The 21,762-nt window shown below is 59.0% G+C and carries 17 protein-coding genes and 1 pseudogene; 10 read left to right on the top strand and 8 right to left on the bottom strand.

Annotated features, from left to right (window positions below):
* Positions 1-279 (bottom strand): annotated as a pseudogene (locus HMPREF9452_RS00005) (IS21 family transposase); the annotation flags it as partial.
* A 355-nt stretch (positions 280-634) separates the two neighbouring features.
* Between HMPREF9452_RS00005 and HMPREF9452_RS00010 the strand changes: the two are divergent.
* A complete protein-coding gene (locus HMPREF9452_RS00010) occupies positions 635-1,267 on the top strand; it encodes a hypothetical protein (RefSeq protein WP_009140039.1) in 633 nt (210 codons plus the stop codon).
* 183 nt (positions 1,268-1,450) lie between these two features.
* Positions 1,451-2,020 carry a histidine phosphatase family protein gene (locus HMPREF9452_RS00015; protein WP_009140040.1) on the top strand — a complete coding sequence of 190 codons (570 nt, stop codon included), beginning with the start codon at positions 1,451-1,453 and terminating at the stop codon, positions 2,018-2,020.
* A gap of 13 nt (positions 2,021-2,033) precedes the next feature.
* Here the strand turns inward: HMPREF9452_RS00015 and HMPREF9452_RS00020 are convergent, their stop codons facing one another.
* The 6 genes from HMPREF9452_RS00020 to HMPREF9452_RS00045 all read right to left on the bottom strand — a co-directional run bounded on the left by HMPREF9452_RS00020 (position 2,034) and on the right by HMPREF9452_RS00045 (position 9,606).
* Positions 2,034-2,693 (bottom strand): ABC transporter ATP-binding protein, encoded by a 660-nt coding sequence (locus HMPREF9452_RS00020; protein ID WP_009140041.1) that lies wholly within the window; start codon positions 2,691-2,693, stop codon positions 2,034-2,036.
* A gap of 2 nt (positions 2,694-2,695) precedes the next feature.
* A complete protein-coding gene (locus tag HMPREF9452_RS00025) occupies positions 2,696-3,088 on the bottom strand; it encodes a hypothetical protein (protein WP_009140042.1) in 393 nt (130 codons plus the stop codon).
* A gap of 24 nt (positions 3,089-3,112) precedes the next feature.
* The gene (locus tag HMPREF9452_RS00030; RefSeq protein ID WP_040362061.1) at positions 3,113-4,924 is read right to left on the bottom strand and encodes a hypothetical protein; all 1,812 of its coding nucleotides are present in this window, start codon (positions 4,922-4,924) and stop codon (positions 3,113-3,115) included.
* Between the two features lie 601 nt (positions 4,925-5,525).
* Positions 5,526-7,172 carry an NAD(P)/FAD-dependent oxidoreductase gene (locus HMPREF9452_RS00035; RefSeq protein WP_009140044.1) on the bottom strand — a complete coding sequence of 549 codons (1,647 nt, stop codon included), beginning with the start codon at positions 7,170-7,172 and terminating at the stop codon, positions 5,526-5,528.
* Positions 7,173-7,259: 87 nt separating this feature from the next.
* Positions 7,260-8,570 carry an FAD-dependent oxidoreductase gene (locus tag HMPREF9452_RS00040; RefSeq protein ID WP_009140045.1) on the bottom strand — a complete coding sequence of 437 codons (1,311 nt, stop codon included), beginning with the start codon at positions 8,568-8,570 and terminating at the stop codon, positions 7,260-7,262.
* Between the two features lie 133 nt (positions 8,571-8,703).
* Positions 8,704-9,606: an Mrp/NBP35 family ATP-binding protein gene (locus tag HMPREF9452_RS00045; protein ID WP_009140046.1), complete on the bottom strand. Its 903-nt coding sequence runs from the start codon at positions 9,604-9,606 to the stop codon at positions 8,704-8,706.
* A gap of 511 nt (positions 9,607-10,117) precedes the next feature.
* On the opposite strand from HMPREF9452_RS00045, the gene HMPREF9452_RS00050 reads away from it, so the two are divergent.
* From HMPREF9452_RS00050 to uvrA, 8 genes are all read left to right on the top strand, one after another.
* Positions 10,118-12,421: a helix-turn-helix transcriptional regulator gene (locus tag HMPREF9452_RS00050; RefSeq protein ID WP_009140047.1), complete on the top strand. Its 2,304-nt coding sequence runs from the start codon at positions 10,118-10,120 to the stop codon at positions 12,419-12,421.
* A 114-nt stretch (positions 12,422-12,535) separates the two neighbouring features.
* Entirely contained in the window at positions 12,536-13,060 is a 525-nt protein-coding gene (locus tag HMPREF9452_RS00055) for a hypothetical protein (RefSeq protein WP_009140048.1), read from the top strand.
* Positions 13,061-13,068: 8 nt separating this feature from the next.
* Positions 13,069-13,908 carry a hypothetical protein gene (locus HMPREF9452_RS00060; RefSeq protein WP_009140049.1) on the top strand — a complete coding sequence of 280 codons (840 nt, stop codon included), beginning with the start codon at positions 13,069-13,071 and terminating at the stop codon, positions 13,906-13,908.
* A 122-nt stretch (positions 13,909-14,030) separates the two neighbouring features.
* Positions 14,031-14,843 (top strand): hypothetical protein, encoded by an 813-nt coding sequence (locus tag HMPREF9452_RS00065; protein ID WP_147327620.1) that lies wholly within the window; start codon positions 14,031-14,033, stop codon positions 14,841-14,843.
* The gene (locus HMPREF9452_RS00070; protein ID WP_009140051.1) at positions 14,840-15,706 is read left to right on the top strand and encodes a hypothetical protein; all 867 of its coding nucleotides are present in this window, start codon (positions 14,840-14,842) and stop codon (positions 15,704-15,706) included. The genes HMPREF9452_RS00065 and HMPREF9452_RS00070 overlap by 4 nt, the downstream gene beginning before the upstream one ends.
* A gap of 43 nt (positions 15,707-15,749) precedes the next feature.
* The gene (locus HMPREF9452_RS00075; RefSeq protein ID WP_232204982.1) at positions 15,750-16,394 is read left to right on the top strand and encodes an ATP-binding cassette domain-containing protein; all 645 of its coding nucleotides are present in this window, start codon (positions 15,750-15,752) and stop codon (positions 16,392-16,394) included.
* Positions 16,391-16,999: a hypothetical protein gene (locus tag HMPREF9452_RS00080; RefSeq protein WP_009140053.1), complete on the top strand. Its 609-nt coding sequence runs from the start codon at positions 16,391-16,393 to the stop codon at positions 16,997-16,999. The genes HMPREF9452_RS00075 and HMPREF9452_RS00080 overlap by 4 nt, the downstream gene beginning before the upstream one ends.
* A gap of 258 nt (positions 17,000-17,257) precedes the next feature.
* Positions 17,258-20,134, top strand: coding sequence for an excinuclease ABC subunit UvrA (gene uvrA, locus HMPREF9452_RS00085; protein ID WP_009140054.1), 2,877 nt, complete (start codon positions 17,258-17,260; stop codon positions 20,132-20,134).
* 525 nt (positions 20,135-20,659) lie between these two features.
* Here uvrA and HMPREF9452_RS00090 read toward each other — a convergent pair.
* Positions 20,660-21,409: an SDR family NAD(P)-dependent oxidoreductase gene (locus HMPREF9452_RS00090; RefSeq protein ID WP_009140055.1), complete on the bottom strand. Its 750-nt coding sequence runs from the start codon at positions 21,407-21,409 to the stop codon at positions 20,660-20,662.
* Positions 21,410-21,762 lie beyond the last annotated feature (353 nt).

The following is a 21,762-nucleotide window of genomic DNA, read 5'->3' on the forward strand; positions in this document are numbered from 1 at the left end:
GCCCTCCTCCTCGACGAGCCTGTCGTGGATGCGCCTCGCGGTATGGCGCTGCTTGCGCCACACGCGCAAGTCCTCCCTGAGCCATCCCTCGACCGTCTCGGCGTAGGGCTCCATCATAGGAGACGACGTCCTGCCGCGCGTCGCCGGCGGCCTGGGGGACAGGTCCCCCGCCGCGATGTACTTCCTCACCGTCGGGCCCGAGACGCCGGTCGCGGCGGCTATGCCGCTGACCGACTCGCCCCTCCTGGCCCTCCTCCTGATATCCTCTACCTTGTCCACGCCGATCATTTCCTTTCCGGACCTCCTAATGTCGAAATCGGATCGCATCGACAATTGTCGGTCCAAGGCGGCGGTCGGCGCGGGCCTTACCATTTCGGAAAATTTTCGTTTACCGGAATGGAAAGCGGCCTTTACCATTTTCGTAAATCAGACGTTACCAAATACAAGCCCTCCCTCGTCCAAAAGAGCGGCGAACGCATCCCGTGATAAGACCGGTGGGACCCCGGCCGTACGTTAACCCTTCCTCGTCCCGCTAACCTATGTTTCAACACGGTAAATCTGGATGCTATACTTTGACCTTGAAGAGGAGCGCGCTGTCGCCTGCGCGATCTAATGGGAAGAAAAAGGGGTATCGATGAAAGACGAAATCATCAAGAAGTTGCTCGACGTGAAGTGGAACCTGGTCATCATGGCCGCGTTTTGCTTCCTGTTCGCCATCTACATGTATGTGACGCCGGTAGAGGGCGGCCTGGGAATGTTCATGATTACGCCCCACAACGGCCTTGCGGGCCTTTTGGAGATGCTGCCGTTGATCGGTATCTTCCTGGGCGCCGCCACGTTCATCGCGTCTTTTGTCTCCAAGTCCACGTGGGTGCTTGGGTGGACCGAGCCGGTGCTGGGCGCGCTGATGTTTGTCGCGGGTTTTTGGGAGCTGTTCTTCCCGTATGACATCGCCGTTTTCTCGCTGACCTATGCGTTTGTGGGCATCTTCCTGGCGTTCTACGTGATGTTCATCGCGCTTGAGATGGACCGTAAGGGCGTTGGCCACTGGTTTGTGACGCTGGTTCTCGCCGCCGCCATCTGGGCCGTGAGCTTTTTCAACATGATGAACTTTGCGGGCGAGGGCGCTTCCGTTGCCCTGTCCTGCCTGGAGCTGTTCCTGGCCGGCTGGGGCTTTGTCTACGGCGCGCTGGTGCTCTCCGGTGTGGCTCCGCAGAAGGGTTCCTGCCCGTTCCGCCGTGCCAAGAAGGCCAAGGCCGTGGCGTAGCCACAAGCGCGTTTGCGGTTGCATGTCTCGCTGGTGGCGGGGCACGGTTCGCTCGCATGCGGGCGGCATAACAGATAGCTTTATGGGGATCGCTCGCGGTCCCCATTTTTTATGACTCGGCATCGAGCCGTATAATGTGAACGAGGACAAGAGCCGGTATATCGAATGCAAGGGGGATGCAGCATGGCGAAGCTCTATATGATGCGTCACGGTCAGACGCTGTTCAACGTACTTAAGCGCAAGCAGGGGTGGTGCGACTCTCCGCTTACCGCAACTGGTATTGAGCAGGCGCGCGCGGCGGGTGAGTGGTTGCGCGGGCACGGTATCGCGTTCGACCACGTGTATTCCAGCACGTCCGAGCGCGCGTGCGATACGTGCGAGCTGGTGGTCCCGGGCGTGCCGTACGTGCGCGAGAAGGGTTTGAAAGAGTGGAACTTCGGCACCTTCGAGGGCCTTACCGAGGATACCAACCCTCCGTTGCCCTATGGTGACTTCTACGTTCCGTTTGGGGGCGAGGGCGAGATGGAATTTAGGGCTCGCCTGATGGATACCCTGAAGCGCATCATGGATCGCCCCGACCACGAGTGCGTGCTGGCCGTGAGCCATGGGGCCGCGTGCGCCCAGGTGCTGCGCGCTCTGGATTACGACTACCGTTCGAGCGGCAAGCGCCTGGGCAACTGCTGCATCGTTGAATATGATTACAGCCCGTCGTTGGGTCTGAGCGTCTGCGATATCTACAACCCTAACGCATAGACACACTCGACCATCAAACGAGCTTCCCGTCGCTCATGCTTAAGGCGCGGTCGCACATTGCCGCCATGGCCATATCGTGCGTTACCACCACGAGCGTCTTGTTCATGGTTCGCGCTGATGAGACAAGGGAGTTCATGACAATGCTCGCCATGCGCGCGTCCAATGATCCGGTCGGCTCGTCGGCAAGAATAAGTCCGCCTGGCTTAAGCATCGCGCGGCACATTGCAACTCGCTGCTTCTCGCCGCCTGATAGCTCGTTCACAACCGCATTCAGCTTGTCTTCAAGAGAGAACCTCCTCAGCATCTCTTCGATAGCCAGATTCTTCTCTTTCTTATCTAGCTTTGTGTGGTGCAGGGCGAGCATAAGGTTGTCTCGCACGGTTCTTGAATCGATAAGGGCGAATGATTGGAAGAGGTAGTTTATTTCGTAACGGCGCAAGAGCATTGCCTGATTGCTTTCGATTTTGGGGAGTGCCTTTCCGCATAGGTGGGCAGCGCCCGAGTCGTACGATTCGAGCAATCCCAAAATGTTCAGCAGCGTTGTCTTGCCGCATCCGGACGGGCCGGTGATGGCGACGGTCTCGCCCCTGTTGATAGAGAGTTTGAGATTAGAAAGAACGCGATGGTTTCCATAGGACTTCGATAAAGACTCGATTTTGATATACGGTCGCATCGCTACTCCTTAGAAATTGTTTCCAATACAACGGCCGTGGATCTTTTTCGCGACACGACTCCGATGGCGAAAAGAGAGATAAACAGCAGCGCAACGCCAACAAGCACGCCAGCCCGGCTTCTGAGAACAATGCTTGTGCAGATGCCTATCAGTGCGGTAAGGGATACGAACAGAATTTCTCTTCGATACAGCCCCCATAGCCCGCAGCCTAGAATGTATTTGACGGAGATCTCTTTTGCGTTCACCCGGTTCGCGACATCGATGAGACACATCACCATAACAACAACGGCTGTCATTAAAACCATCAGAACAATTGAGAAGAGGGCGAATAGCTCTTCAAGGCTCTTTTGTATTCCGTCTATATAGTTGCCGACCGTAGCAAACCGAGCGTTCATCGAACCAAGCAAGAATGTTGATAGTTATTCAAACCAGTTGCCGACCGTAGCAAACCGAGCGTTCATCGAACCGTTGAGCTCGGCCCTCCCGTCAGCGTCAAGTAGATTTGAAGCCGCCTGGCTGTCAAGTTTTATATACGCATTGTCGAGACCGGAAGAAACGAGGCTTTCGGATTCAAAGGGAACCATGTTTTCGGCTGTAATCACCGCTATGACAAATCCGTTGGACACAAGTGGAAGCTCATCGTCGGTAGACCATGTGAAAAGCTCGTTATCGCTATCATATGGGGCGAACTCATACGTAGGGTTCTCCATAAAGGTGGTGACGATATTTGAGTCGACAGGCTTCCTGGAGGCAATGAGAAGGTCTTTCATCTCATCTGTTTCTGCTGCGCTCAGCGTATTTGGAAGGAGATGGACGCGCACGCCCTGGTTGGCCTTCTCGATAAGATCGGCTGGAACGTCAACCCCTATCTGCTCGAGGTAGGATGGCGACGCGGCTAGATACCAAAACGGCTTGAGCGTTGCGCTATCTCCGACATACCTTTGAATGGACGCTTCTTCATAGTGCTTGGTGTTTGCGAGATAGACGCCTTCATCATGCTCATGTTCGCTGTACCAGGCGTACAAATCTCCAGACAGATCCATGGGGTTTCCGGTAAAGCGGGCGTTATCAAGACGGAAGTCTCGTACCACATACCACCCCTCGTATTGTTGCCACGTCGATTGCACGCGAGCAAGATTCGTATACATGGAGAGCGGCTGATCGATGTAGAGACAGCCTGCGAAGATGGCGATCAGGCACACAAGATAGACCGCAGCGGTGAGGATGTAAAACCCTCGTCTGGAGTACCGTCCATGAATGGTCTCGACCGGCTTCGTAAAAAAGAGCGGAATGACGGCGACCAGCATAGACGCTAGTATCGCCATCGCTGCGGGGAGCATGGAGATAAAAGCGTACTTTGCCAAATCGGCTCCAATAGTGAACCCATCAAAAACGGCAAGCGTGCCAATCACGCCAATGGGAACAAGGCAGAGAAGCTGGAGTGCCTGAGGAAATAAGAGGTTGCTCGCAAAATCAACCCTGCTCCATCCCAACATGAGATGCACTCCCAAGGTCTTGAGTTCAAGCAATGACCGAGCCACCATGAGGAGGCAGAGGACGAGGGACAGCAGGACCAAAGCTCCGGCGCAGAAAAAGTAGATCAATCCTATTTCCGAGGTTGCACCGGACATTTTGGTGGTAAGCGTCTCGGAAGATACGCCAACGGCAGATGACAGCCTATCCACTAGCGTTTGGAAGTCATCGTAATCAAGGCCAAAGAATGCGCATGAATCGCCTAGGTCCTCTCCGGAATTCATCTTGTCAACGCGGAAGTACAAACCAGACCGAATGCTTGGAAGGTCGGATACTCTGGAAAACGAATCGTTCCCGTAACCGGCGTAACAGTTGGCTTCTCCAGCGACCACGCTATCGATGACGGAACCGTCTACCACGGTGGTTTCGAGTATGGAAAGGGCATCGATGGTAGCCCCTTCATTGGGCCGCGTTGGGAGCACGCTAAACGTGTACAGAGCTGCACCGGACTGCAAGGTTTCATCGTTGCGCCCAATTGCAACGAACCCTCCTTCGCTGACAAGTCCCTGAAGCTCAGATACGAAGATGCCTTTCTGCTTGTCAGTTAGCTGGGAAGTAAAGATAATCGGTCGATTGGAAAACCAACTGTCGACCTGCCGAATAGCAAGGGTATCGAAAACGCCTTTAGCACTAATAAAAGAAGTGATTCCAATCAGAATAATAATCAGAAGACTAGCAATCGACCATACTCTTTTCATGGCCGTCCCCGTTCTCAAGCAAAGGTGTAGCTTTAGGGGAATCATATTGGACGTCCTGCAAAAATGCTCTATGGTAGAATCAATTAATCGACCATTAATCCTTGCAATGATTGGATTGTTTCCGGGTGTGGGCGGCCAGGCATCAGTTGTTGGCATGATAGCTTCTGATAAGCCGGTTCAGTAGGGGGTTGAGATGAGTCTTATTCGAAATGTCTCCCTAGCATGCAAGGTCTTTGCAGTTGTTTTAGCTTTCCTTAGCATTGCATTCGTCGTTCACGACAATGAGCGGGCGCGCCTCGCCTGCATTCTGTCATCGTCCATCTTTCTGGCTCTTGGTAGTTTTCTCTCGTATCTCGATAGAAGAAGAAACCGGGATCGGCATTAATCTTTTCTGTCTCAAGTGGCCGGGCTGTCTACATGGAGTGCAGCCCGGCTTGCCGTTTATAGCGATACTTTGAGTCTAGGCTCGCGCAACAGGACGATGACGAGCGATCCCGTTGGACTTAAGGTTCTTTTCAGTTCTATAAGCCCAACGGCGTGCTGGGCGCTTCCGTCGCCAAACTAGATCGCGGGTAAAAGCGGGCGTTCTGATGAGAACCGTCTATCCCAGGTCCGCGATGAGCGATTCCGCGCAGCGGATACCGTCCGTGGCGGCACTCATGATGCCGCCGGCGTAGCCCGCACCCTCGCCGCAAGGGTAGAGCCCCTGGGCGCCCTGGGCGTGGCAGGCGCGGTCGCGCACCACGGTGATGGGCGAGCTGGAGCGCGTCTCCACGCCGGTTAGCACGCCTTCCTCGTCATCGAAACCACGAAGGCGACGCGCGAGCTCCGGAATGCCCATGCGCATGGTCTCGGTTACGTGTTGGGGCAGCGCCATATTGATGGATCCCCAGGTGACGCCGCGCGGGTAGGTGGGCGTTACCTTGCCGCCGCGCACGGAGGGAATACCGCACAAAAAGTCGCCCACCAGCTGCGCGGGGGCCTTGTACGCGCCACCGCCAAGCTCATATGCCATGCGCTCGCATTCGCGCTGCAGCTGGATGCCGGCCAGTACATCGTCTCCGGGCAGGTCTTGCGGGTTGACGTTGACCAGCAGGGCGGCGTTGGCGTTTTTACCGGCGCGTGCATGGAGGCTGGCGCCGTTGGTGACCACGCCGCCCGCCTCGCTGGCCGCGGCGACCACCTCGCCGCCCGGGCACATGCAGAAGCTGAACAGGCTACGACCGTTTTTGGTATGCGCTACCAGCTTATAGGGCGCGGCGCCCAGCGCGGGGTGGCCGGCGGCGGGACCGTATTGCGCGCGGTCGATGTCCGCCTGCAGGTGCTCTATGCGCGCGCCCACGGCAAAGGTCTTGCGCGCCAGCTCAAAGCCGCGGCGATCCAGCAATTCGAAGACGTCGCGTGCGGAGTGTCCGCAGGCAAGGATAAGGTGCGAGCACACGATGCGCTCCTCGTCCTCACCGTTGTGCGAAACGTGGACAGCCTCAATCTGGCCGCTTGACCCGCGGTCGATATCCACCAAGCGCGTGCGGAATAGAACCTCGCCGCCCAGGTCGCGGATGCGCGCCACCATGTGCGACACCACGCCCGGCAAGATATCGGAGCCCACGTGCGGTTTGGCCTCCCACAGGATCTCGCGCGGGGCGCCGGCATCTACCAGCGTTTGGAGGATGAGGCGGTGCGCGGGGTTTTTGGTACCCGTGGTGAGCTTGCCGTCGGAAAACGTGCCCGCGCCGCCCAAGCCAAACTGGATGTTGCTCTCTAGGTCAAGCTCGCCTGTGGCGTTGAAGTGCTCAACAGCGCGCGTGCGGTCGGCAGCATTGTCGCCGCGCTCGATCAAGAGCGGTTCCAACCCAGCTTCCGCCAGCGTGAGAGCCGCGAACAGGCCTGCGCAGCCGGCGCCCACCACCACGGGGCGCAGCGCGGGGCGGGCGTGCTTGCCAAGCGGGGCGGGGTAGGAGGGGGAGTCCTCGTCCACAATACGAATGCGCCGGGCTGCCTTCGCGTCTGCACGTGCGAGGACGTCTGCCTGGTCAAGACCGTCGCGCAGGGTAAAGCGAACGCTCACGGTGAAGTGGACGTCGCTTTTCTTGCGCGCGTCGACGGACGTGCGGTGCAGCTCGCTGTGCGCAATGTCCGCGGGTGCCAGCGACAGCAGGCGGGCGGCTTCGCGCATTCCCGCTTCGAGGGCCGCCTGCTCGGTGGTGCCTTCCTTGAGGGAAACCTTGATCTCGGAAATCTCTATCACGGGGAACTCCGTTTCATATGTTCGGTCGCATGGGAGGGCTGTCGCGAGGCGGGCGGCCGCTTGAAACGCGCGGCCATTTGGCTGCGCCTAACGGCTGGCGGCCTCGCCCGCGCGCAGGCCGGAAAGCCAAGCCCAGCCCAGGTTGTAGCCGCCGCAGTCCGCATCTTGATCCAGGGCCTCGCCGCAGGCAAATAGGTTCGGTCGGCTTGTGACGGCAAGCGTGTCAGCATCAATGGATGAAAACGGGATGCCGCCGCGGCGCACCTGCGCCTGCTGGTGCTCGCACGTGCCGGTAACGCGCAGGGTAATGCGGTGCAGCAACGCGGCGCTGGCAGCGATCGCGTCGCCTGCCCCGTTTACGCACTCGCACGCGTATGAGGCCAGCGCGCGCGGCAGCACGCCGTCGAACCACGTTGCCTCTCCGTTCCAAGGGCCCACATGCTGCTCGCGTGCACGCAGCGTGTGGGCGAGCTGGTCGTTGTTGCAGGCGGGGAACAGGTCCATCTCGATAAGGTCGCCCGCTTGGCAGCGGCGCGATAGGTTGAATACGGCGATACCGGAGATGCCGTAGGGCCGCAGGAGCACCTCGCCTTCTTCGTAGGCGATGCAGGCACCCTTGCGTTTGAGGGTGAGCATGGCTTCCAGACGCAGCCCGTCGAGCGCATCGAGTGGATCGTTGCCGGCATCCGCGCTGTTGCCAGGGCGTGCCAGCGTCCCGGCGATGGGGCAGAGCACGGGTTCCTCGTCCACATGGGGAATATCAAGCATGTCGCAGATGTCATGCGAAGAGCCGCCGACGGCAATAACAAGCGAACGCGCGCGAATCTGCCGCTGGGCCATCTGGGCGCCGGCGAGCGTCTTGCGGGCGCGGCGCAGGGCGGCGCGGTCGCTTTGGTCGCCGTGGACGTAGACGGGCCGCTGGGGCTCGCTGGTATCGAGGATCCACGCGCCGCCTGCGGCGTCCGGCGCGATCGCGGGATCAAGGGCGGCGCCTTGGAGCTCAACGCCGCAGCGCATGTCAACGCCCAGGCGCTCGCAGGCTCCCAGCAAGCAGTCGCGCACGGTCTCCGCGCGTCGGGTGATGGGGTAGAGCCGTCCCTCGACCTCGCAGGTCATAAGGCCCAACGAGTCAAAAAACGCCTCCGCCCGCGACGCGCCGTCGCGTCCCAGCACGGCCTTAGCGGCTGCGGCGTTGTAGTAGCGGCGGCTATCAAGTTGAGCGTTCGACAGGTTGCAGCGTCCGTTGCCCGTGGCCAAAATGGGCAGACCACAGGCCACGTCGCGTTCGAGCACGCAGACGGAGGCGCCCGCGCGGCCCGCAGCTATGGCGGCGGCAAGGCCGGAGGCCCCTCCGCCAATGATGGCAACGTCGTAGCGGGTCTGCGGGCGGGCGTTCATGGTTTCTCGCTTTCGGGCAGCGGGCGGGTGGTGCGGCCGGGCGCGGGCGGGCGCGGTTGGCCGCGGTTGGGCACGGTTGGGCGCGGGCGGGCGCGGGTGCGTGTTTTTGGACGAGGATTTCTTACGCGTCTGCCTACTCGGCGTCGGTGGCGTCCTCGGCGGGCGCAGCAGCGTCGGCATCGGCGGCGACGTCTTCCTGCTCGAGCGCGGCCTTAGCGTCCAGGAACTCGGCGGTTGCCTGGATAGCGGCCACGGCCTCGGGCAGCATGCCGGCGGGCAGGTCGTCCTCAAGGGTGCCGGCGTCGCAGCTTGCGGCGAAGGCGGGGTTGATGGGCAGACGGCCCAGGATGTCCAGGTTGTAGGCGGCAGCCACCTCGTCCAGACGGCTGTGGCCAAAGACCTCGATCTTCTTGCCGCAGTCCGGGCACTCCACGTAGCTCATGTTCTCGACCACGCCCAGAACCGGCACGTCCATCTTCTCGGCCATGTTCACGGCCTTGGCGACAATCATGCTTACCAGATCCTGCGGGCTGGTAACGACAACGATGCCGTCCACGGGCAGCGACTGGAACACGGTGAGCGCCACGTCGCCGGTGCCCGGAGGCATGTCGACCAGCAGGTAGTCGAGCGGGCCCCAGCTGGTCTCGCTCCAGAACTGGCGGATGGCGCCGGCGATCACGGGTCCGCGCCACAAGACCGGATCGGTTTCGTTTGCCAGCAGCAGGTTGCTGGACATCACCTTGATGCCGTGGGTAGAGATCTCGGGCAAAAGCAGGTTGCCCAGGCCCATGGCGCGGCGACCGCTCATACCGAACATCTTGGGGATGGACGGGCCGGTGATGTCGGCGTCCAGAATGCCCACCTTGTGGCCCGCGCGTGCCAGCTCGATGGCCAGCGATCCGGTGACCAGCGACTTGCCGACGCCGCCCTTGCCGGAAAGTACGGCTATGACGTGCTTCACCTCGGAAAGGTTATTCTCATCAAACTGCTTCGGAGCGGTCTGCCCGCCCGCTGCCTGTGCGTGCTCGCAACCCATGGTTGTCCTCTCTGCGCGCGTGCCGCCCGATATGGATGCGGATGGTCGCGCGAATACGCGTATTGAGTCGGGTTTGGACGAGGCCGGCGGGTATGCGTCCCCTTCGCGCCCGTGCCGTCCGGCTCGGTCGAATCATACGCAACCCATTGTACCCGTGGAGACGCATGTATGCATGTGACCTTGGGAGTGGGGCAATGCCCTCGCTCACTTTACATCCCGGGGCATCGTAAATAAGTCGTAAGTAGCAACAATAGCGATGCAGACTAATTGTGACCCGGTCTTATAGTGGCTGTAGACAACGTGTGGACAGGTGTTGCAAGCCTTGTTTATGGACGACATGCATCGTATGAGTCCACCCTGATCCATGGAGCAAGGTTTCTTAGCGGGAATTCTATATTAGCCATCAGCGCGAGGCGATGATTCATTTGTTTAGAATGGCTCCGTTCACAATCTGATGACCTGGACTTACAATTGTTCAAGTTGCGTGCGAGGAATGATTTGGGAGGGGAATATGGTCGTCGATGCTTGGTGGTTCGCCCTGCTGTTCGCCGTCCCGTCGATCCTCGATCCGACGCCCGTCGAGTTCGGTATGAGCTCCCTCGCCTTCTCTGACTATTATTGGTTGGCTTGCTGCGTTTTTGTTGGGGCGGCGCTTGCTCCTCGCGTCGTCGCTCGCATCGGAGGCCGAGCGTTCGCCGGGCGGCGTGGCCGCTTCGTCCGTGCTACCTGCATTGCCCTAGCTGCGATGTGGTTCTGCGCTTCATCGGTCCTTGCGATATCAGCGCGCTGTCTCGGTGCTGCGGACGCGTACGCGGCCGCCTCATCCCTCCATGGAATTTGGAAGGTGACGTCAATCGGATCCATGGTGGCCTGCGCTGTCCATATGTATCTGCGCGCCGCCTATGATCGATCGGTGGATGCCCCCAGCCGCGCTTTGCTTGTTGTTCTGCTGACGTGTTCGGTGTGTATTGGTTTTTTGCGCGCCTCCGCGTTCTCTGCGCTTATGCTCGGCGCCGCGCCCATGGGCTATATGCAAGAAATGGTGTCACCTCTGTTTGCACCCATCATGTTCGTTCCGCTCGGTATTATCGGAGCCTTTTTGCAGCGCTCGTCCAGAGCCGTCGGCGCGCGCGGGTTGTTCGCCTGCGCGTGGGGGCTGTGCGCGGGAGAGATCACGGCGCGCATGTGTATCAGGTATTTGCCCGACCAATTTTTCTGGTTTATTGACAACCCCCTCGTCTCCCTGGGGCTGGTCGCCGCGGCGCTTGCCGCCTCTTTCCTTGCGCCGATTTTGCTTTCAGACATTCAGGTGCGTGAGCCTGCCAGTGCTGCGGCAGAAGTTCTGGAAGATGATGGCGAGTCCGCTTCTTGCGGCATGTCTTTTGACAACGTCTGGGGACTGTCGGAACGCGAGCTCGAGGCGACTCGGCTTCTAATCGAGGGGTTCAGCTCCAAGGAGGCGTCTGCTCGCATGGGGATTAGCCCCTCTACGGTCAGGAGCCTATGGGGTCGCGCCCGCGCCAAGATGGGCGTGGACTCTATCGAGGACGCGCGTGAGCTGGTTGCGCCGGGTGTGGACGATATGCCGAATGATGCTGAGGGCCTGGAAGGAGCGGAAGAGCGGGATGGTGCGAAGGGGTCGCATGGGCGGTTCTTCGATCCCGCATCTCTTGATGCTCGCCTAAAGCCTGTCGTCCGCGCGCTAAGTCTGTTTGCCCTTATCGGTGTTATGCCGTGGAGTATCGTGAGGGTAACGTGGAACCTGCCCAACAACGTTTGCATCGGCATCTCCCTGGGCCTGCTGTTTTCCATGTCTTTCTTTGCGGTCGCCGAGTTCTTCCCTAAACTGCCTTGTGGGCGCGATACTCTCGGCATTGCGGACGTTGCATGCTTGGGCTTAGCTGCTGCCGCGGTGTGGATTGCCAACCTGTGGTTTCTCATGGCGTTGCCCGCTGCGGCCTTTGTCGCCGCCGTCTTGGTGGGAAGGGTGCTTCATTCGGAGCTATCTGAAGAGTCCGGATTGGATGACGCCCTGCAGGTCTTCCTGGTTGCCGCGCTCATGGTCGTTGCGGGGCTGGTGCTCGCCATCTCCTGGCGTTCGTCTTCCTGGCCGTACACGGCAAGCATCGAGCCCTATGCATGGTCGCTCAAACTGGTGGTCCTGATATTTGTCATCGAACATGCCGCGTCAAAGAGGTTTGCCTGCGCGCTTGCAACTGGGGCTGCGGGAGCGGCGGCGATATATGCCATGGATACTCACGGGATGCAGTTCGCCCTGCCCCTTGTCGCTCTATGTCTTCTGGTTCAGCTTGACGAGGGGAACCGGCCACTCGTCTTTTCCTCCAAGTTGCCGATGGCTGCGTTCGCGCTTGGCGTTCTCGTCGGTATGGCGGGGGTCAATGCCATAGGGTCGCATCTGTATGAAACCGAGGTCGTACAGGGGGCGATGAGCGAGCTTCGGGCACGCGCGGCTCTGGGCTTGGGCCTGGGCGCTATCGGCGCTGCGACGGTTATCGCCGCCGTGGCCCTCGCGGCAACTCGTTACTATCGATCCCGTTTGCTCGATGCCGCTCGGGACGCCGCTGCCATTCCACGCGATCGTATGGAGGCGGTCTGCGTTGCCATGGGGCTCGACGCGCTCGAGGCTAAGGTGATAATCCAAACGCTCCACGGATGCGTCTGCTCAGCGATCGCTCGCGACCTGCACTACTCGCCCAGCGCCGTCTACGCCATCCGCCGCGGCGCCTACGCAAAGCTCGGTGTCCACGACGCTCAAGGTGCGTTGGATAAGATTCAGCAGGTAACGGGCTTGTAGACACGCCATTTGCGTGGTCTATCACCCCCTGTCCACATACAAGGCCGCCCAATTGGCGCACGCTTCTTTCCAAGCCCGAGGGAATCGGGGATCTTCCAGTAGGAAGGAAGCGCTATGGGTAAGAGGATTAATTTGAGCAGGCGGTTGTGCGGCCTTGCCGTTGCGGTGGCTGTCGGCATGGGCGCGCTATGCGCCGCACCCGTTATGGCTGTTGCCTCAACTAACGAGGTGACTCCTTACCATAACAATGACTGTGCGTTCCACTTTGATTTCAGCTTCTTCCAGACCACTGCCGCTGATTCGTTGGAGAATAAGCATAATTCGACTTCCACGTACGTATGCATCAACAGCATTACGGTTCCCAAGGCAAATCTCTATGTGGACGGTGGTCCTTCAGGGGCGACCAGTTTGGTGAATTGCATGGGCGGGTCTAACGCTACCGTTCGGAGCTCAATGGCTACCGGCCAGTACTGCATACGAAATCTTGTATACGAGCGCTTCGGCCAATCGGGTATTGCTAGATGCCAATTGACGGGATGGAGCAATGGGGAGACGGGCTACGTTGAAGGTGTTTGGAGCCCTGACAGCCTGCGTTCTTACACTCCGCTCAACGGTTACTGCAACCCCAATATTTGGTAGGTCCTTTGATGGGCGGGCGACTCGGTTCGCCCGCCCTGGAACTGGAGTTGATGGATGTGGTAAAGCGGGTAACGAGGCGTGCCTTTCTTTCCCTATCAGCCTTACTGGTAGTTGCGGGGTCGGTGGCGTCAATTCGTTTTTTGGGCGATGGCACCCCTCAAAAAGTACTTGAGTATACGGAGGACTACGAGCGGGAGAACAGTGAGTTGGCAGATCTAGTGAGCCAGCGTCATCTTCTTGGCGAATCGTTCTCCTTGACTGGCTATGATCCGGACAGCGAAGAGGGTTCGCGTTTTACCCGCACGTTTTTATGCGCCCTTGGTTATTACGGAACGATTGACTGGAGTGTTTTGAGCGCTAAGCGTGTTTCATCCGTAGATGGGCTTGATGTCCCCGATGACGTTCGCGCAAAGCTCTCTGAGTGGTACGGCGACGGGGTTGATAAAACGGCAGAATATCAGTTCATTGTTCTTGATGTCGATATTACCAATCTGAATGCGGTTGCCGGCCATCAGGAAAATGGGCAAGAGGATTACTGGATCAATCTTAACGATTTACGCGTTCTCCCGTGTGATTCCAGCGGAAATCCCATCGAGGAGATTGGGGGTACGGGTGTCAGTTACGGATGCTGTTGGATTACGCCAACGGTAGAGCATGAGAACCCGTTGATCGATGGCGCCGTGTCTCTTCCCATGGGCGAGACAACGCATACACAGATGATATTCAATGTTGGACTCTACGATGACGCTGCCAAAAAGCAGGCAGCTTCTGGGCAATTTAACTATGCGTTGGTTTTTGATAATCCCAGTAGCCTGGGGTCTTGTATCGTTGATTTGGGGGTGCTATGAGACCGGTACAAACTGGGCGTGTTAAAGCAGGACGCCTATCAAGCCGCGGTGCTTTTGCTCGGCTATTCGGCGCCGAGTTGAGAAGGATGCTCCACTCCCCTTGGTTTATCGGGACGGTTGCCGTGGCGGTGGCACTCGTTGCCGCAAGCGCCGTCCTCGACTATCTGAGCTATAGCGAATGGTATGGATATGCGCGGGTGGCGCTTGATCGGGGGGAGTTCTATAAAAGCTATGGCATGCAAAGCCGCTTGGCGCCCATGTATTGGGTGGGAACGGATGGCAAGCCCTTCTCCGCGTTGCTCTACTTTCTTCTTCCCATGCTGTGTCTGCTTCCGGGTGCTGGAACGCTGGTGGAGGACCGCGGGTCTGGATTCCAGTCCCATGCGCTTTCCAGGGTTGCCGACGGTGCATATTATTGCGCTAAAGCCCTAGCCTGCTTTGTGTCGGGTGCGCTAATTGCCCTTATTCCACTTTTGCTGGCGATTGTGTTTGCCAGCTTGGTGGGGCCCTGGGGCACGCCCGATCCAAACGAGGTGTTCGCGTTTGGCATCCCCATAACGCTCGATACCCCCTTTAGATCGCTCTTCTTTACTCAACCTGGCATGTACCTGCTCTGCTGGAGTGGCACCGCGGCGCTTCTTTGCGGATTGTGGTCTATCGCGGTGCTTGCCGTCTCGTTGTACGCGAAAAGCCCGGTACGGCTCTTCATCGGGTCGGTTTTAGCGCAGTTGCTCATCAACTATATGTCCCTATCCGTAAATAACATGTTCTTCATGGGCAGCAACAAGACGCTCGACATGTTTACCGTGTTGCATCCTTTGGGATACGTGTCCACCAGTCCGTCGATGACGGCAATCGCCGTTTTAATCGCGATTTATTCCTTGATTGGAATTCTCGTTCCCATCATCTCGTTTAAGAGGAGGTGCTACCTATGATGTTCGCAAAACTGCTTGCCAGGGACATTCGCCTTGGCTTCGTTCGCTTGTTGCCCTATTACATAGGGGCAGTTCTTTTGGGGGCTGTCCTCGGATTTGGCGCGGTTGCTTTGTCTAAGGTGGCAATAGGCGATGCAGCGGCATTCACGCTTGGCGACATCGTTGCGGAGACCTTCGACCATCCCGTTCCGATCGATTGGTGGCGGGTGATGCAGGGCAGGCCGGTGAGTTTATCGTTCGAGTGGGTTCTTCCGTTTGCTCTCTTCTTTGCTTGCACGCTTGACTATCCCCGTCAGGACACGTTTGGAGTCGGCGCAAAGAGCATAGCGTTGTCTGGCAGCCGTTGGTCTTGGTGGCTTGCGAAGAGCGCGTGGTGCGTGGCATCCTCCTTGCTGTTCTGGGCGCTGTTCTTTTTTGGGATCGCGTTCGTTGCTTTCATGGCGGGGTCGAATATGACCCTCGAGGTGACGGTAGAGGGCCTGAATGTCATCAGGTCGGACGGTTCTTCGATCCTCGCCGCCGATCAGGAACTGGGGGCTGGGGCGAATGTGGGGCTGTTCATCATTTCGATCGTCGGCGTCACGTGTTGCCTGCAATTGGTGCAGTTCTCCATCTCAATGCTGGTCGAACGCATTCCCGCGTACGCGGTCGTAATGAGCTATCTGCTGCTTTCCTGTATGTTCCAGCACGTGTTGCTGCTGGGCAACTACCTCATCACCGGAAGGCACAAGGGGCTGTTCCTAGAAGGCGTTCCGCTCAACGTCGGATTGTCCGAGTGCCTGGTGGTCGCCTGGCTGGCGGTCGCCATAGGGGGTATCTTCTTTTCTCGTCAATTGCTATCCGGGGGAGGACGCAATGAATAGGCTCGTAGTTCAGGGTGCGGAGAAAACCGTCCGGGGCATCAAGGTGCTGGATGGCGTGAGCGTGTCGTGCGAATCCGGAAGGGTGCTTGGGCTGTGCGGCGCCAATGGATCCGGAAAAACCATGCTGATGCGTGCTATGACCGGCCTTATGTATCTTGACAAGGGATTTGTCGAATACAACGGAAGGCGATTAGGGCGCGATTTGGATTTTATTCCCCGCGCCGGCATGCTGATAGAAAACCCGGCATTTCTTGATCGCTACACCGCTTTTGAGAACTTGCAGTACATCGCGGCCCTTATTGGCGGAGTTGCGGACGAGGCAATTCGCTCGCGCATAGCGTACGTGGGCCTCGATCCGCGGGACAAAAGGAAATATCGCCAGTTCTCGCTCGGCATGAAGCAAAGGCTCGGCATAGCTGCCGCCATTTTGGGAAATCCCGACGCAGTCTTTCTCGATGAGCCGACGAACGCTCTAGACGAGAGCGGGTACGGGCTTATGGATCGAATCGCAAGGGATATCAAGACGCGCGGGGCAATAGGTATTATCGCGAGCCATGATGCGGCCATGCTGCGTCGCGTTGCGGATGAGATCGTGCGCATGGAAGACGGCCACATTATTCAGCGGCAGAGGAGAGCCGTCTCACCGGCCCCGATGCAGAATGGTCTGGAGGGGGTGCCGAAGGTATGAAGAAGAAGGTTGTGCTCTTGCTGTCCCTCGTTCTGGTTGCCCTTTGCGTGGCGAGGATCGCTTTTGTGAACGCGACCGCGATTCGTTTTGAGGCGAGGCGACACGCTGTGGGGGAGGCCATCGAGCTGTCGGGGTCCTTCATTAACGAACCCCTTGGATCGGAAGACTACAGCGTGACGGTTCTTGGAATGGAGCGTATGACCCATGATGAGTATATCGAGCGCTACGGAATCGACAAAGCGGCGGGGCTTGACGGCGACAGTACCAAGTCTGTTATCTGCGTTGAGATGAACGTGAGAAATGCAGCGGCGCCCGATTCCGAAGGGTCGGCGATCGAGCTTATAGGCATGGGCCTGAACCTTGCAAATGGAGATGCCGTGCTGCAGATTGATAACGAGTTGTGGTCGAAGTCTGAACCGAGCGTTCCCTCAGGGGGTTTGGGTGCGCTTAGCATAGTGCCGCAGACCGATTACACTACCCATATTCCCTATAGCGCTGCCACGGGATATGTGGATTCTGATAACGGCGAGTTACCCGCCGGCACATATGAATTGCATCTCAGTTCGGAACCGATACGGAATTTGGTCGTGGCGGACGTTGCGTAGCATCTGGCGGCGTTGGGCGCATTCCGTAAAGCGATGAGCCGGCTTATTATGGTGCGGCGTCCTTATCCGCGCTAAGTAGAGCGGTTGGAAATGGCGTTAGCGACGGGGTTCGGTCCAATCGAACAAGACGTGCGGTTCCCGTGGTGACAATTATCTGCGTACAAATGTTCGTGCAGAGTCCTCGTCCATACGCTAGACTGAGAAGCTGCAAAACTATTGAGAAGGGGTCTTGTTTGGCCCAGCATGGGAGTTTGCAGCATGTCTGATAATTCGATCGTCATCCGCGGCGCGCGCGAGCACAACCTGCAGGATATCGACGTCACCATACCGCGCGACGAGCTGGTGGTCATCACCGGCCTTTCGGGCTCGGGCAAGTCGAGCCTGGCGTTCGACACCATCTACGCGGAGGGCCAGCGCCGCTACGTGGAGAGCCTCTCCAGCTACGCCCGCCAGTTCCTGGGTCAGATGGACAAGCCGGATCTTGACTCCATCGACGGCCTGTCGCCGGCGGTCTCCATCGACCAAAAGACAACCAGCAAGAACCCGCGCTCCACGGTGGGTACCGTGACGGAGATCTACGACTACCTGCGTCTGCTCTTCGCTCGCATAGGCACCCCGCACTGCCCGGAGTGCGGCCGCGTGATCGAGCGCCAGACCACCGACCAGGTGGCGGATAAGATCTTGGAAGCCGGCAACGGACGCCGTGCCTTCATGCTGGCTCCCGTGGTTATGGGTCGCAAGGGCGAGTACACCAAGCTGCTCGAGGATTTGCGCGCAGAGGGTTTCTCGCGCGTTCGCATCGATGGCGAGGTCCGCAGTTTGGATGAGGACATCGAGCTGGATAAGAAGTTCAAGCATACCATCGAGGTGGTGGTGGACCGCATCGTCATCCGCGAGAACTCCCTGGGCCGCATCGCTGAGGCCGTTGAGCAGGCGACCCGTCTGGCTCACGGCAACGTGGGCGTGTACCTACTGCCCGATCGCGATGCGCCGGAGGGTACCGAGGGCGACCTACTGCAGTACTCGCTGGCACTTGCCTGCCCCGAGCACGGGCACTCCATCGATGATCTGCAGCCGCGCGATTTCTCGTTCAACGCGCCCTACGGCGCCTGCCCGGAGTGCGACGGCCTTGGCTTTAAAAAGGTGGTGGACGCCGAGGCGCTGATTGAAGACGATTCGCTCCCTATCGAAGACGGCGTCTTTGGCACCTTCTTTGGCAAGTCCAATTACTACCCGCAGATCTTCCGCGCGCTGTGCAAACACCTGGGCGTAGAGCCGACCACCCCGTTGCGCGACCTTCCCGCCCGCGTGCGCCGCATCTTCCTGGACGGCCTGGGCGACAAAAAGATGCGCGTGGACTACCACACGCAGGACGGTCGCGACACGCATTGGGATACCAAGTATTCCGGCGTGCGCAACATCTTGTACGAGCGCTACACGGAGACCACCAACGAGAACACCAAGACCCGTCTTGAGCGATATATTCGCGAGGAGCCCTGCGCCGCGTGTCACGGCGCCCGCCTGCGCCCGGAGATGCTGGCCGTCACGGTGGGCGGCAAGTCGATCTATGACGTGTGCTGCCTTTCCTGCCGCGAGTCGTTGGAGTTTTTCGAGGGGCTGGAGCTTACCGAGCGCCAGCAGTTTATCGGCGGACGCATAGTCAAGGAGATCCTGGAGCGCCTGCGCTTTTTGGTGGACGTTGGCCTGGACTACCTTACCCTGGACCGCGCCTCCGCCACGCTTTCCGGCGGCGAGGCCCAGCGCATCCGCTTGGCGACCCAGATTGGCGCGGGACTCATGGGCGTGCTCTATATCTTGGACGAGCCTTCCATTGGCCTGCACCAGCGCGATAACGAGCGCCTGATCAAGACTCTGGAGCGCCTGCGCGACATCGGTAACACCGTCATCGTGGTCGAGCATGATGAGGACACCATCCGCGCGGCGGACTTTGTGATCGATATGGGTCCCGGTGCGGGCGAGCACGGCGGCAAGGCGGTTTGCGCGGGCACGCCTCAGCAGATCATGGCATGCCCGGACTCCATGACCGGTGCGTACCTCACCGGCAAGCGCATGATCCGCGTGCCCGAGAAGCGCCGTAAGCCTGGTCGCGGCGCCCTCAAGATCACCGGCGCCTCTGCCAACAACCTTAAAAACGTCACGGCGAAGATCGAGTTCGGCACCCTAACCGTGGTGACCGGCGTCTCCGGATCGGGCAAGTCGTCGCTGGTTACGGATACTATCGCGCCCGCCCTCACCAACGCCATCCACCACTCTACGCGCGTGGTGGGTCCGTATAAGAAGCTCGAGGGCATCGACCAGATAGACAAGGTCATCGATATCGACCAGAGCCCCATCGGCCGCACGCCGCGCTCCAATCCGGCGACCTATATTGGCCTGTGGGACGATCTGCGGGCGCTGTTCGCCAGCGTGCCGGAGTCCAAGGCGCGCGGCTACTCGCCGGGCCGCTTCTCGTTCAACGTCTCCGGCGGCCGCTGCGAGGCGTGCAAGGGCGATGGTCAGATCAAGATCGAGATGCACTTCCTGCCGGATATCTACGTGCCGTGCGAGGTCTGCGGCGGCAAGCGCTACAACCGCGAGACGCTGGAGGTCACCTACCGCGGCAAGTCGATCTCGGACGTGCTGGAGATGAGCGTGACCGAGGCCCTGGCGTTCTTTGGCAACATTCCCCAGATCAAGCGCAAGCTGCAGACCCTCTACGATGTGGGCCTGGGTTACGTGCGCCTGGGTCAGCCCGCCACCACGCTTTCCGGCGGCGAGGCCCAGCGCGTCAAGCTGGCTAAGGAGCTCCACCGTCGCCAGACGGGCAAGACGTTCTATATTCTGGACGAGCCCACCACGGGCCTGCACTTTGAGGACGTGCGCCAGCTGCTCGACGTGCTGCAGCGTCTGGTTGATGCCGGCAATACCGTGTTGGTGATCGAGCACAACCTGGACGTTATCAAGGTGGCGGACCGTATCATCGACATGGGCCCCAACGGCGGTAACGGCGGCGGTACCGTGGTGGTTGCCGGCACGCCGGAACAGGTTGCCAAGTGCCCGGAGAGCTTCACGGGCAAGTTCCTCGGCCCCATCCTGGAGCGCGACCGCGCGCGCCAGGCCCAGCTGGGTGAGTAGCGAGGGTTTCCGCGTTGCTTGCGTGGGATGATAAGATGCATTTCTAAGAAACGGGCCCGCCCCCGGGAGGTGCGTGCCTATACATAGCGCGAACGCGAGCGCGCTGTCGATATCTAAGTGTCGGCAGCGCGTTCGTTGTTGTTGGGTGGACTTGTGGGGCTGGGCTTCTCGTTGAGCGCCTGTCAAACCTCCAGTTTTCTTCTACTGTCGCTCTCGGTAGATGAGGTATTGAAATGGACCATTTTTAGTAGCTCAAATGGGTCTTTTTAATACATATGTTGGAATCGGTATTACTAAGTACCGTTTTTTTAGGAAAAAGCGGCACATGGTAATACCGATGTTGATATTGGTATTAGAACGAACCACTTTAAGCGCTTCAATGTGGCACGCTCTAATAAATAGATATGAGGTATTAAAACGTGCCATTTTCTTGTTTGGTAATGCTGGAGAAAAAGAGCCCCAACACGATGCCGGGGCCCTCTGTTTGAGCTATGCCTAGCGCGATGCGCGATTAATGTGGCGCGATTAGGAGCGGGCTGCTCCGTCGACGGGGATGACGGCGCCGGTCACGTAGGAGGACATATCGCTTGCCAGGTAGACAAAGGCGTTCGCGACGTCCTCGGGTTCGCCGATGCGGCCCAGCGGGATGGTGGCGATCAACGGTGCGATCATCTTCTCGGGCAGCGCGGCGACCATGTCGGTCTTGGTGATTCCGGGGGCGACGGCGTTCACGCGGATGCCCTTGGGCGCGAGCTCACGGGACAGGCACTGTGTAAGGCCGTTGACCGCGTACTTGGAAGTGGGGTAGCCGCAGCCGGAGGGCTGGCCGTACTTGGAGACCATGGAGCTGGTGGTGGTAATGGTGCCGCCGTGGCCCGCCTCAGTCATAATCTGCGCGCCGGCGCGGCAGCCGTTGAAGACCGCGGTGACGTTGAGGTCCATGACCTTCTGCCACTCGTCTGCGGTGTAGTCCAGCAGCGGGGTGGACTGGGAGATGCCGGCGTTGTTGACGACGGTATCAAGGCCGCCCATGTCCTCGGCGGCAGCCTTGAAGGCTTCGGTCACGGCGTCAAGGGAGGTAAGGTCGCAGGTGCGGCCCCAAACCTTGGCATCGAGGTGCGCTGCCAGCAGTTTCTCGACTGCGGCGTCAGCGGTTTCCTGGCGGGAGCCAAAGACGGTTACAACGGCGCCCTCCTCGATAAAGCGCTCTGCGATCGCGTAGCCAATGCCGCGGGTGCCGCCGGTGATAACTGCCTTCTTGCCTTCCAGTAGCATGTATATGCTCCTTTCACATTTGCCGGGCAAGCCCGGATCCGGACTGTACTCGTCCAGAACATACTAATTATTCCATTTTCCCCGCGATTGTGTGGAATATTCTGTCTTGTCGGCATGCGGCGCGTACGTATTCGGGGGACGGGGTGATGGATTCCTTTGGGTGCCAGAGAGCTCACCGTAGGGGCGTGAAGGGGCCATGCCAGGGCCCCGTCGGTCGCCTCGCGATGAGGCTTCGTGTTGAAGATGTGCATATTCCCCTTCGGCCCCGTGTGCGGCGGCAAGCGAGCGTACTATATATCTCGCTGCAAGAGCAGCCCATATATGCCGGTGTAGCTCAATGTTAGAGCGGCGGT

The organism is Collinsella tanakaei YIT 12063 (assembly GCF_000225705.1).
In the GTDB taxonomy this organism is placed as follows: domain Bacteria; phylum Actinomycetota; class Coriobacteriia; order Coriobacteriales; family Coriobacteriaceae; genus Collinsella; species Collinsella tanakaei.

Coding starts and splice junctions, on each gene's coding strand:
- HMPREF9452_RS00070 (WP_009140051.1), top strand. CDS start 14,840: ATGATGTTCGCAAAACTGCTTGCCAGGGACATTCGCCTTGGCTTCGTT.
- HMPREF9452_RS00010 (WP_009140039.1), top strand. CDS start 635: ATGAAAGACGAAATCATCAAGAAGTTGCTCGACGTGAAGTGGAACCTG.
- HMPREF9452_RS00025 (WP_009140042.1), bottom strand. CDS start 3,088: ATGAACGCTCGGTTTGCTACGGTCGGCAACTATATAGACGGAATACAA.
- HMPREF9452_RS00080 (WP_009140053.1), top strand. CDS start 16,391: ATGAAGAAGAAGGTTGTGCTCTTGCTGTCCCTCGTTCTGGTTGCCCTT.
- HMPREF9452_RS00015 (WP_009140040.1), top strand. CDS start 1,451: ATGGCGAAGCTCTATATGATGCGTCACGGTCAGACGCTGTTCAACGTA.
- HMPREF9452_RS00055 (WP_009140048.1), top strand. CDS start 12,536: ATGGGTAAGAGGATTAATTTGAGCAGGCGGTTGTGCGGCCTTGCCGTT.
- HMPREF9452_RS00040 (WP_009140045.1), bottom strand. CDS start 8,570: ATGAACGCCCGCCCGCAGACCCGCTACGACGTTGCCATCATTGGCGGA.
- HMPREF9452_RS00050 (WP_009140047.1), top strand. CDS start 10,118: ATGGTCGTCGATGCTTGGTGGTTCGCCCTGCTGTTCGCCGTCCCGTCG.
- HMPREF9452_RS00045 (WP_009140046.1), bottom strand. CDS start 9,606: ATGGGTTGCGAGCACGCACAGGCAGCGGGCGGGCAGACCGCTCCGAAG.
- HMPREF9452_RS00060 (WP_009140049.1), top strand. CDS start 13,069: ATGGGCGGGCGACTCGGTTCGCCCGCCCTGGAACTGGAGTTGATGGAT.
- HMPREF9452_RS00090 (WP_009140055.1), bottom strand. CDS start 21,409: ATGCTACTGGAAGGCAAGAAGGCAGTTATCACCGGCGGCACCCGCGGC.
- HMPREF9452_RS00030 (WP_040362061.1), bottom strand. CDS start 4,924: ATGAAAAGAGTATGGTCGATTGCTAGTCTTCTGATTATTATTCTGATT.
- HMPREF9452_RS00020 (WP_009140041.1), bottom strand. CDS start 2,693: ATGCGACCGTATATCAAAATCGAGTCTTTATCGAAGTCCTATGGAAAC.
- uvrA (WP_009140054.1), top strand. CDS start 17,258: ATGTCTGATAATTCGATCGTCATCCGCGGCGCGCGCGAGCACAACCTG.